We start from the raw sequence: 11,179 nt of genomic DNA, 5'->3' as shown, positions 1-11,179 counted from the left end.
CACCACGCCTTCAGTAGCGGAGCAGGAAGGACAGCTGATAGAAATGGAAGCCACTGGAGCACCTCAAAAACACCATCATACACTAAATCAGTAAGTTGGCAGCATCACCCAGAATCAGAAGTCCTTTCTTCATGATAAATAGGTTCCTTTTTTAAAAGATGTTCTGCCTTTATATTTTAGGCTTTATTAAATAATCCGTAACTCTATCTTTATACCCGTAAGAGAAATTCCGTAGCACGTAAAAGACACAGTTAGTTATATCCTTCCTCAAAAAACGTGACACACTACACATCCCAATATGCAATGCATCACATTGTTCACTGATTACAGGTTATTCACACCCTGCTTTATTCTCCCATCATCATCTAACGCAAAATTAACCCTATACTTAACATTGTTCATTCTAAAGAGCAGGTTATAGGTAACACCTTTATTAAGCGTCAGGTTAAAGCAATGATCCGGGTATTTTTTCTGAACATAGTTTTCAAAAAACAAAGACTGCCGATAGGTATCTTCTGAGGAGGTTAAAAGATAGTAGGTAATAACATCACCTTCTTTCGACTTAATGCAAATTACATTGCTGTTCTTTTGATAAACAGTGCCCGCATTTCTAAACTCCAGCCGATCGCCAACACAGCCAGAAATGAGAAATATCAGAACAAGCATAAGATTTTTCATGCTGAATAAATTCCTTTTTAAAAGGGGCATCCCGCCCCTTCCCTTTTAACACGTTAACGCAAGCCGTTAATCACCCCTTCTTCCCCACCAGCTCAGCAATTCGCACAATCACCGCCACCGCTTTCTCCATCCCTTCCAGGGTCACGAACTCGTGTTTGCCGTGGTAGTTATAGCCGCCGGTGAACAGGTTCGGGCACGGCAGGCCTTTGAAGGAAAGCTGGGCGCCGTCGGTGCCGCCGCGGATCGGCTTCATGATGGGCTCGATGTCGCAGTCGCGCATCGCCTGCTGGGCCACTTCGACAATGTAGGGATGCTCGGCCACCTTCTCGCGCATGTTGTAATAGCTGTCTTCTATGACCAGCTCGATATAGCAGTCCGGGTGCAGGCCTTTGCCGACTTTCTTGGCGATCTCCATCATCCGGCGCTTGCGGGCTTCGAACTGCTCGCGGTCGAAGTCGCGGATGATGTAGTGCATCTCTGCGCGGTCGACGGAGCCTTTCATGGTGTTCAGGTGGTAGAAGCCTTCGTAGCCTTCGGTGCATTCCGGGCTTTCGTCCGCCGGGACTTCAGCGTGGATGCGCGCCGCCAGCGACAGGGCGTTCACCATCACGCCTTTGGCGGTGCCGGGGTGCACGTTGTTGCCGACGATTTTGATGGTCACGGACGCGGCGTTGAAGTTCTCGCTTTCCAGCTCGCCCACGCCGCCACCGTCCACGGTGTAGGCCCATTCGGCGTTAAAGGCGTCGACGTCGAAGAAGTGCGCGCCCTTCCCGACTTCCTCGTCCGGGGTAAAGGCCACGCGGATGTCGCCGTGCGGCACGTTTTTGCCTTTTAATACCGCCAGCGCGGTCATGATTTCCGCCACGCCCGCTTTGTCGTCCGCGCCCAGCAGGGTTTTGCCGTCGGTGGTGATCAGCGTCTGGCCCATCAGCTGGTGCAACACCGGGAACATCACCGGGGAAAGGATCTCATCGCCAATGCCGAGCGCGATGTCACCGCCGCGGTAGTTCTCGACGATCTGCGGGTTCACGTTCTTTCCGGTGAAGTCCGGCGCGGTATCAACGTGGGAGATAAAGCCAATGGCCGGGACAGCGTGCCCGACGTTCGACGGGAGCGTGCCCATCACCGTGCCGTGGTCGCTGAGCGTGACGTCCACCAGCCCCAACTGCTCCAGCTGCTCCTTTAGCAGGCGCAGGAGCTTCCATTGCCCTTCGGTGCTCGGCACCTGCTTAACGCCGGGCCTGGATTGCGTGTCCAGAGAGACATACTGCAAAAAGCGCTCAAGTAATTTATCCATTTAGCCACCCTCGTTTTTAGTGACATCAATTATCAATAAGCCGCATCGGGCAAATATTGCGTCAGGTCACTTTTAGTCGGTTACGGAAAAAAATAGTTTTCGCACAGCCTGACCTGGCCTCAGTAAAGTATCCCTTTAACCGTAGACGATAACGGCCACGGTTTCTGGCTATCGGGATTGGCGATCCCGCCGCTTTGCCGTAGAATGCCAGCCCTTACTCAACGTGCCAAAACCCAAGGTGGTTAATCACAAACCCCGTATCCTTCGCTTCGGATACGTCATTTATGGGACAGCGTAAAAAATTGAAAAAACAGCCTCGTTCGCACTCCATGCTGGTCAACCTGGCAGGAGTCGCCAAGCGCTTTGATGGTAAATCCGTAATCTCTGACTTCTCCCTCACCATTAATCATGGTGAATTCCTGACGCTGCTCGGCCCTTCCGGCTGCGGCAAAACCACCGTCCTGCGTCTTATCGCCGGGTTAGAAACCGTCGATGCCGGGCAAATTACGCTCGACAATCAGGACATCACCCATGTGCCTGCCGAGCACCGCCACGTGAATACCGTTTTCCAGAGCTACGCCCTGTTTCCGCACATGACGGTGTTTGAAAACGTCGCCTTTGGCCTGCGGATGCAGAAAACGCCGGCGGCGGAAATCACCCCACGCGTGACCGAAGCGCTGAAAATGGTGCAGCTGGAAGAGTTCGCCCAGCGCAAGCCGAACCAGCTTTCCGGCGGCCAGCAGCAGCGCGTCGCCATCGCCCGCGCGGTGGTGAATAAGCCCCGGCTGCTGCTGCTCGATGAGTCGCTGTCGGCGCTGGACTACAAGCTGCGCAAGCAGATGCAGAACGAGCTGAAAGCCCTGCAGCGTAAGCTCGGCATTACGTTTGTATTCGTCACGCACGATCAGGAAGAAGCCCTCACCATGTCCGACCGCATCGTGGTGATGCGCGACGGCAAGATTGAGCAGGACGGCACGCCGCGAGAAATTTATGAAGAGCCAAAGAACCTGTTTGTGGCGAGCTTCATCGGCGAGATCAATATCTTTGACGCGACGGTGCTCGAACGCATCGACGAGCAGCGCGTGCGGGCGAACGTGGAAGGCCGCGAATGCCACATCTTCGTGAACCAGCCGGTGACCGTCGGGCAAAGCCTGAAGGTGCTGCTGCGCCCGGAAGATTTGCGCGTGGAAGAGGTAAACGACGCCCGTGAAGTGGACGGGCTGATTGGCTACGTACGCGAGCGCAACTACAAGGGCATGACGCTGGAGTCCACCGTCGAGCTGGAAAACGGCAAGATGGTTATGGTCAGCGAGTTCTTTAACGAAGATGACCCGGACTTTGACCATACGCTGGATCAAAAAATGGCGGTGACCTGGGTAGAAAGCTGGGAGGTTGTGCTGGCAGATGAAGAGCTCGCGTAAATTCCAGAATGTGGTGATTGCCACCGTGGTGGGCTGGCTGCTGCTGTTTGTCTTCCTGCCCAACCTGATGATCATCGTCACCAGCTTCCTGACTCGCGATAACGACAACTTCGTGAGCCTGGTGTTTACGCTGGATAACTACACCCGGCTGGCCGACCCGCTGTATGCCCAGGTGCTGCTGCACTCGCTGAACATGGCGGCGATAGCCACCCTGGCCTGCCTGGTGCTCGGCTACCCTTTCGCCTGGTTCCTGGCGCGGCTGCCCGAGAAGGTGCGCCCGCTATTGCTGTTCCTGCTGATTGTGCCGTTCTGGACCAACTCGCTGATCCGCATTTACGGGCTGAAGATTTTCCTCAGCACCAAGGGCTATCTCAACGAGTTCCTGCTGTGGCTGGGGCTTATTGATACGCCGATCCGCATCATGTTCACCCCGAGCGCGGTGATTATCGGCCTGGTGTATATCCTGCTGCCGTTTATGGTGATGCCGCTTTACTCCAGCATTGAGAAGCTGGACAAGCCGCTGCTTGAGGCGGCGCGGGATCTCGGCGCCAGCAAGCTGCAAACTTTTGTGCGTATTATTCTGCCGCTGACCATGCCGGGGATTGTCGCCGGCTGCCTGCTGGTGATGCTGCCGGCGATGGGGTTGTTCTACGTGTCGGATTTGATGGGCGGCGCGAAGAACCTGCTGATCGGCAACGTGATTAAGAGCCAGTTCCTCAACATTCGCGACTGGCCGTTCGGCGCGGCGACGAGCATTACGCTGACGCTGGTAATGGGCCTGATGCTGCTGGTGTACTGGCGCGCGGCGCGCCTGCTTAACAAGAAGGTGGAACTGGAATGATCGGACGCCTGCTTCGCGGCGGCTTTATGTCCGCCATTTACGCTTTTTTGTATATCCCGATCGTTATCCTGATCGTGAACTCGTTCAATAGCTCTCGCTTCGGCATTAACTGGCAGGGGTTCACCACCAACTGGTACAGCCTGCTGATGAATAACGACAGCCTGCTGCAGGCCGCAAAGCATTCGCTGACGATGGCGGTGTTTTCCGCCAGCGCCGCCACGCTTATCGGCTCGCTTACCGCCGTGGCTCTGTACCGCTATCGCTTTCGGGGCAAGCCGTTCGTCAGCGGGATGCTGTTTGTGGTGATGATGTCCCCGGACATCGTGATGGCTATCTCGCTGCTGGTGCTGTTTATGCTGCTGGGAGTGTCGCTTGGCTTCTGGTCGCTGCTGTTTTCCCACATCACCTTCTGCCTGCCGTTTGTGGTGGTCACCGTTTACTCGCGCCTGAAAGGGTTCGACGTGAAGATGCTGGAAGCGGCGCGTGACCTGGGCGCGAGCGAGCTGACTATTCTGCGCAAGATTATTCTGCCGCTGGCGATGCCCGCCGTGGCCGCAGGCTGGCTGCTGAGCTTTACCCTGTCGATGGACGATGTGGTGGTGTCTTCGTTCGTCACCGGGCCGAGCTACGAGATCCTGCCGCTAAAAATTTACTCGATGGTCAAGGTCGGCGTTTCGCCGGAAGTGAACGCCCTGGCCACTATTCTGCTGTTACTTTCACTGCTGCTGGTGATCGCCAGCCAGCTGATTCTTCGCGATAAAACTCAACCTCAGGGGACGTTAAAATGAAAAAATGGCCACGCCACCTGCTTGCTGCGGGCGCTCTGGCGCTCAGCTTCGGCGCCGCACATGCCGACGACAGCAAGACGCTTTATTTCTACAACTGGACCGAGTACGTGCCACCGGGCCTGCTGGAGCAGTTCACCAAAGAGACCGGCATCAAGGTGATTTATTCGACCTACGAGTCGAACGAAACCATGTACGCCAAGCTCAAGACCTACAAAGACGGCGCGTACGATTTAGTGGTGCCATCCACCTACTTTGTGGCGAAGATGCGCAAAGAAAGGATGATCCAGAAGATCGACAAGAGCCAGCTCAGCAACTTTAAAAATCTCGACCCGGATATGCTGAACAAGCCGTTCGACCCGAATAACGACTATTCCATCCCGTATATCTGGGGCGCCACGGCAATTGGCGTGAACAGCGACGCTATCGATCCGAAAAGCGTCACCAGCTGGGCCGACCTGTGGAAGCCGGAGTATAAGCAAAGCCTGCTGCTGACCGACGACGCGCGCGAAGTGTTCCAGATGGCGCTGCGCAAGCTTGGCCTGTCCGGTAACACCACCGATCCAAAAGAGATTGAGGCCGCGTACCACGAGTTGCAAAAGCTGATGCCCAACGTGGCGGCGTTTAACTCCGACAACCCGGCCAACCCCTATATGGAAGGCGAAGTGAACCTCGGTATGGTGTGGAACGGCTCGGCCTATGTGGCTCGTCAGGCCGGAACGCCGCTGGAGATCGTCTGGCCGAAGGAAGGCGGGATTTTCTGGATGGATAACCTGTCGATTCCGGCCAACGCGAAGAACGTCGACGGCGCGCTGAAGCTGATCAACTTCCTGCTGCGCCCGGACGTGGCTAAGCAGGTGGCGGAGACTATCGGCTACCCGACGCCAAACCTCGAAGCCCGCAAGCTGCTGCCGAAGAACGTGGCGGAAGATAAGTCGCTGTACCCGGATGCAGAGGTGATTAAGGCTGGCGAGTGGCAGAACGATGTGGGTGACGCGAGCGCGCTGTATGAGTCTTATTATCAGCGGTTGAAGGCGGGGCGGTAGGTTTACCCTCACCCCGGCCCTCTCCCTGGAAGGGAGAGGGAGAAAACAATTGATTTATGCTCGATCCAGTTCCCTCTCCCCTTTGGGGAGAGGGTTAGGGTGAGGGTGAGGGGCTCAGAAGAACTACAATCCCTTCAAAAGCTTATCCACAAACTCAGGCACCACCTGGCTCGCCAGGCCGTAATGCTTCTCTTCAAACTCGCTGCCAACCTGACTTGGCTCCAGGTTCAGCTCCACGGTGTGCGCCCCCTGCAAACGGGCCTCGTGCACAAAGCCTGCCGCCGGGTAAACGTGCCCGGAGGTGCCGATAGCAATAAAGTAATCTGCGGTGGCAATCGCCTGATAAATCTCGTCCATGCCAAGCGGCATTTCGCCGAACCAGACGACGTGCGGGCGCAGTGCCGAGGAAATCTGGCAGCAATGGCAGCGGTCTTCCGGGGTAATGTCGTCCTGCCAGTCCAGCACCTGGCCGCTGCTGGCGCAGCGAACCTTGAGCAGCTCGCCGTGCATGTGGATGACGTTTTTACTGCCCGCCCGCTCGTGGAGGTTGTCGATATTCTGGGTGACCAGCACAAAATGGTCACCCAGCGCCTCTTCCAGCTTCGCCAGCGCCAGGTGTGCGGCGTTGGGCTGTATTTCCGGCTGCTGAAGCTGGCGGCGGCGGTCGTTATAAAAACGCTGCACCAGTGCCGGGTCACGGGCGAAGCCTTCCGGCGTCGCCACGTCTTCGACGCGGTGCTCTTCCCACAGCCCGTCGGCAGCCCGGAAGGTGCGAATACCTGATTCAGCGGAGATCCCCGCCCCGGTCAGTACAACAACTCTTGGTCTGTCCATCGCTTCCGGCCCTGTCCTGTCTCTGAAAAAGATGCGCTGACGCAAACGTTGGCGCAGCAGGCGTTTGTTCTTCCGAAACCGGCTCAGCCGGTGCTGACGACGAGAAAGCATGACTTACTCCGTGTAGTGGAGGAATGCCGCACCACGCATACCGCCTGCGTCACCGTGGCGCGCCTGTTCAATACGCGGCACTGCGGCAACCGGCAGCAGGTACTTCGGCAGGCGTTCCGGCAGTTGGGCGTAGATATCGCTAAAGTTAGACAATCCTCCGCCAATCACCACCAGATGCGGGTCAATTGAGGTCAATAAATTGCCGAGGCAGGCGGCCAGCAGCTCCAGGAAGCGGTCCACGTGCTCGATGGCCTGCTCGTCGCCCTGGCGGTAGCGGGAGATGATCTCTTTCGCGTCCAGCGGCTCCTGGTAGAAGTGCTGCCACAGCCAGGCAAAACCGCGCCCTGAGAGATAGTTTTCAATGCAGCCGTTTTTACCGCAGCCGCAGCGAGTAAACGGAATGTCGCGCCCAAGGATTTCCAGCGCGTCCACAGGCAGGCGGGTATGGCCGAATTCGCCGGTGATGTAGCTGCGGCCGGTGATAGATTTGCCGTTGATGATGATGCCGCCGCCAACGCCGGTGCCGAGGATCAGGCCCATCACCACCGGGTAGTTGAGGAACTCGTCGTCCCAGGCTTCGGAAAGCGCGAAGCAGTTGGCGTCGTTGTCGATGCGCACGTCGCGCTCAAGCATGGCGCTGAGATCGGCGCGAAGCGGTTTGCCGCTGGCAGCCGGAACGTTAGCGGCATACAGCGTGCCGTCGTCGGTTTCCGGCATACCCGGAATGCCAATGCCGACCGAGCCGCGGCAGTTAAACTTCTCGTCGGCCTGCGCCACCAGCCCGACCACCGCGTCGAGGAAATTTTCGTAACTGTCATGAGGAGTAGCAACCCGGGCTTCCCAAAGTAAACGCCGCTGCTGGTCGTAAACGCCGAGTGCAATCTTAGTGCCGCCGATATCAAATCCGTAATACATCGCTGCTCCCAATGCCCGTTGTGCCTCAAGCTGCGCCTGGATTCTGCCGGGTCACAGCTCGAATGATGTAGGGCAAATTATAGTTAATTGAATTTATTGTCCGCTTAGCACCCTTGCTGGATCGATATTGCTTGCGCGCCGGGCCGGGTACCAGCTAGCCAGAAGGCTAAGGACCAGCGCCGTCACCAGAACGTAAACCACGTCCAGCCAGTGCAGCTCAGAAGGTAAGAAATCAATGAAATAAATATCACCGGACAGGAAATGGTGCCCGATGAGTTTTTCAATCACGCCGATAATGTTGGTCAGCTGCCACGAAGCCAGCACGCCAACTACCACGCCGCTGACGCTGCCCAGCAGCCCGGCCAGCAGCCCGTACCAGACGAAAATAGCGCGAATCAGGCCGTCTTTGGCCCCCAGCGTGCGCAGCACCGCGATGTCGCTGCTCTTGTCTTTCACCGCCATCACCAGCGTGGAAACGATGTTAAAGCAGGCCACGCCGATCACCAGCACCATCGCCAGATACATGATGGCGCGGATCATCTGGATGTCGCGGTACATATAGCCGTAGGTATCAATCCAGCTGCTGATACGCACGTAGGAATTGGTTGCCAGCCCTGCGTCACGCACCAGCTGCCGGGCGTTAAACACGTCATTCACCTTGATGGCTATCCCGGTGACGCTATCGCCCATGTCCAGGTAGCCCTGTGCATCCTGCAGCGGCACCATCGCCAGGCTGTGATCCAGCTGGCCACTCAGGGACAGAATACCGGCGATTTGCAGTCGGACGCGCTTGGGCTGCATCAGTTTGGTGCCGCCGTCGTTGTTGGGGATCATGATCGACACCCAGTCGCCCTGCTTCACCTTCAGCGCGTCCGCCACGCCTTTGCCCATGATGATTTGCTGCTGCCCGGCCTTGAAGTTCGCCCAGGCATTGTTCTGGACGTATTGTGGCAGAGCGCTCAGCTGCGTTTCCTGCACCGGATCAACGCCCTTCACCTCAACGGCGCGCAGGTTTGCCCCGCTTTCCACCAGCCCGGTAAAGCGAATATAAGGCGCGGCGGCCACGATGCCTTTGACGCCTTCCACCTCGGGCAGCGCCCGCTGCCAGTTGGTAAAGGGCTGGTTCACCGGCTCAATGTCGCCGTGGGGCACCACGGCAAGAATGCGGTTTTTCAGCTCGCGCTCGAAGCCGTTCATCGCGCTCAGGCCGACGATCAGCACCGCCACGCCCAGCGCAATGCCGAGCGTGGAGATCACCGAGATCAGCGACACCATGCCGCTGCGGCGTCGCCCGCGGCTGAAACGCAGACCAATCAATAGAGAAAGCGGGGAAGCCATTACTGCGCTCCCATCAACGTTAGATCGCTGGTTAAGCGGCCATCGCGCATTTCCAGCTGGCGGGACATGCGTTTCGCCAGCTGCAGATCGTGGGTGACGACCAGGAATGCGGTGCCCTGACGCACGTTCAGTTCGCCCAGCAGCTCGAAAATGCTGTCGGCGTTGCGCGCGTCCAGGTTGCCGGTCGGCTCATCCGCCAGCACCAGACGCGGGTTGTTCACCAGCGCACGGGCAATCGCCACGCGCTGACGTTCGCCGCCGGACAGCTCCGACGGGCGGTGACTGCTGCGGTGATCCAGCCCCACGGCGGCCAGCATCTCCAGCGCGCGCTTCTGCACTTCTTCCGGCTTTTTCTTGCCAATGAGCAGCGGCATCGCCACGTTTTCCAGCGCGGTGAAGTCCGGCAGCAGGTGGTGGAACTGGTAGATAAAGCCCAGCTCGCGGTTACGCAGCTCCGCCTTCGCCGCCGACGAGAGTTTGCTCATCGCCTGGCCGTTGAACACCACGTCGCCGGAGGTCGGCGTGTCCAGGCCGCCCAGCAGGTGCAGCAAGGTACTTTTGCCGGAGCCAGAGCTGCCGACAATCGCCATCAGTTCACCCGCGTTGATGCTGAAGCTGACATCGTGCAGCACATCCGTTTGCACTTTGCCTTCCTGATAGCGTTTGCACAGGTTGTCACACTGCAACAGGACAGAATTACTCATAACGTAAAGCCTCGGCGGGTTGGGTCGCGGCGGCGCGCCACGAAGGGTAAAGCGTGGACAGCAAAGCAATGGCCATCGCCACAATGGCAATCACCACAACCTGTACCGGTTCGATGGCGACCGGCAGGGCCGCGCCATCAAGCAGGATGCCGATGATCGGCATTAAATTATTCAACTGGCTGGCAAGCAGCGCCCCGAGCAAGGCCCCGAGCAGCGCGCCAATCACGCCCGCGCCCGCGCCCTGCACCATAAACACGGTCATGATCTGGCGGCGGGTTAGCCCCTGGGTTTGCAGAATCGCCACTTCGCCCTGCTTTTCCATCACCAGCAGGCCAAGGGAGGTAATGATGTTAAAGGCGGCGACGGCCACGATCAGGCTCAGCAGCAGCCCCATCATGTTTTTCTCCATGCGCACGGCCTGGAACAGCTCGCCTTTGCGCTCGCGCCAGTCTTTCCATTCGGTGCCCTGCGGCAGCGTTTGTTGGCTCAGCACATCGACCTTGAGCGGCTCAGCCAGCCACAAACGCCAGCCGGTGATATTGCCCGCCGGGTAGCGCATCAGGCGGGAGGCGTCCTGCTGGTTGACCAGCATCTGGTAGCCGTCTACTTCGCTGTTGGCGGCGAAGGTACCAATCACGGTGAACAGACGCTGGCTCGGCAAACGCCCCATCGGCGTAAACTGGCTGGCAGACGGCACCATAATGCGGATGGTTTCCCCACGCTTAACGCCCAGTGAACCGGCAAGCTGCTCGCCGAGGATGACATTGTACTGCCCGGCCACCAAATCAGCCTGCTTAACGTTCACCAGGTACGGGGAAAGCGGATCTTTCTCGTCCGGCTGCACGCCCAGCATTACGCCCACGCCCACGCTGCGGGCGCTTTGCAGCACCACGTCACCGGTAGTCAGCGGCGCAATACGCGTCACGCCCTGAAGTTTCAGGGAATCGGCGGGAAGTTGCTGGGGATTAATAGAGCCGGAAGGTGAGGTGATCAACGCCTGCGGCATCAGGCCGAGGATGTTGTTTTGCAGCTCACGCTCGAAGCCATTCATCACCGAAAGGACCGTGACCAGCGCCATCACCCCGAGGGTGATACCAATCGTCGACAGCCAGGAGACAAAGCGGCCGAAGCGGTCCGCTGCTCGCCCACGCATGTAGCGCAGGCCTATAAATAACGCGACAGGTTGATACATGAAATCCGTCTTGTTGC

11 protein-coding genes are annotated in these 11,179 nt (G+C 57.8%); 4 read left to right on the top strand and 7 right to left on the bottom strand.

The window, feature by feature from the left end:
* Positions 1-324: 324 nt before the first annotated feature.
* Together WFN87_RS18920 and pepT are read right to left on the bottom strand one after the other, a co-directional pair.
* Positions 325-678 (bottom strand): putative T6SS immunity periplasmic lipoprotein, encoded by a 354-nt coding sequence (locus WFN87_RS18920; protein ID WP_336983527.1) that lies wholly within the window; start codon positions 676-678, stop codon positions 325-327.
* Positions 679-748: 70 nt separating this feature from the next.
* Complete coding sequence (gene pepT / locus WFN87_RS18915; protein ID WP_166993800.1) at positions 749-1,975, bottom strand: peptidase T; 1,227 nt, start codon at positions 1,973-1,975, stop codon at positions 749-751.
* Between the two features lie 284 nt (positions 1,976-2,259).
* Between pepT and potA the strand changes: the two genes are divergently transcribed.
* Genes potA through potD form a run of 4 tightly spaced genes read left to right on the top strand, consistent with a single transcriptional unit; the run spans position 2,260 to position 6,068 of the window.
* A complete protein-coding gene (potA, locus tag WFN87_RS18910) occupies positions 2,260-3,396 on the top strand; it encodes a spermidine/putrescine ABC transporter ATP-binding protein PotA (protein ID WP_166875091.1) in 1,137 nt (378 codons plus the stop codon).
* Positions 3,380-4,237: a spermidine/putrescine ABC transporter permease PotB gene (potB, locus tag WFN87_RS18905; RefSeq protein ID WP_039301993.1), complete on the top strand. Its 858-nt coding sequence runs from the start codon at positions 3,380-3,382 to the stop codon at positions 4,235-4,237. The genes potA and potB overlap by 17 nt, the downstream gene beginning before the upstream one ends.
* The gene (potC, locus tag WFN87_RS18900) at positions 4,234-5,025 is read left to right on the top strand and encodes a spermidine/putrescine ABC transporter permease PotC (RefSeq protein ID WP_008453392.1); all 792 of its coding nucleotides are present in this window, start codon (positions 4,234-4,236) and stop codon (positions 5,023-5,025) included. The genes potB and potC overlap by 4 nt, the downstream gene beginning before the upstream one ends.
* Complete coding sequence (gene potD, locus WFN87_RS18895) at positions 5,022-6,068, top strand: spermidine/putrescine ABC transporter substrate-binding protein PotD (protein ID WP_336983528.1); 1,047 nt, start codon at positions 5,022-5,024, stop codon at positions 6,066-6,068. Before potC ends, potD begins: the two co-directional genes overlap by 4 nt.
* Before the next feature lie 123 nt (positions 6,069-6,191).
* Here the strand turns inward: potD and cobB are convergent, their stop codons facing one another.
* From cobB to lolC, 5 genes are all read right to left on the bottom strand, one after another.
* Positions 6,192-7,013 (bottom strand): Sir2 family NAD+-dependent deacetylase, encoded by an 822-nt coding sequence (gene cobB / locus WFN87_RS18890; RefSeq protein ID WP_008453397.1) that lies wholly within the window; start codon positions 7,011-7,013, stop codon positions 6,192-6,194.
* 3 nt (positions 7,014-7,016) lie between these two features.
* Complete coding sequence (gene nagK / locus WFN87_RS18885; protein ID WP_039292009.1) at positions 7,017-7,928, bottom strand: N-acetylglucosamine kinase; 912 nt, start codon at positions 7,926-7,928, stop codon at positions 7,017-7,019.
* Positions 7,929-8,021: 93 nt separating this feature from the next.
* Positions 8,022-9,266, bottom strand: a complete 1,245-nt coding sequence (lolE, locus tag WFN87_RS18880; protein WP_039292006.1) for a lipoprotein-releasing ABC transporter permease subunit LolE — start codon at positions 9,264-9,266, stop codon at positions 8,022-8,024.
* Entirely contained in the window at positions 9,266-9,970 is a 705-nt protein-coding gene (gene lolD / locus WFN87_RS18875; protein ID WP_039292004.1) for a lipoprotein-releasing ABC transporter ATP-binding protein LolD, read from the bottom strand. Before lolD ends, lolE begins: the two co-directional genes overlap by 1 nt.
* Positions 9,963-11,162, bottom strand: coding sequence for a lipoprotein-releasing ABC transporter permease subunit LolC (gene lolC, locus WFN87_RS18870; RefSeq protein WP_008453405.1), 1,200 nt, complete (start codon positions 11,160-11,162; stop codon positions 9,963-9,965). The genes lolD and lolC overlap by 8 nt, the downstream gene beginning before the upstream one ends.
* Between the last annotated feature and the right edge of the window lie 17 nt (positions 11,163-11,179).

Origin of the sequence: Cedecea sp. AS113 (assembly GCF_037152415.1) — a bacterium.
Lineage (GTDB): Bacteria > Pseudomonadota > Gammaproteobacteria > Enterobacterales > Enterobacteriaceae > Cedecea.
The sequence above is the reverse complement of the archived record's forward strand: the minus strand, read 5'-3'. Positions and strand labels throughout refer to the sequence as shown.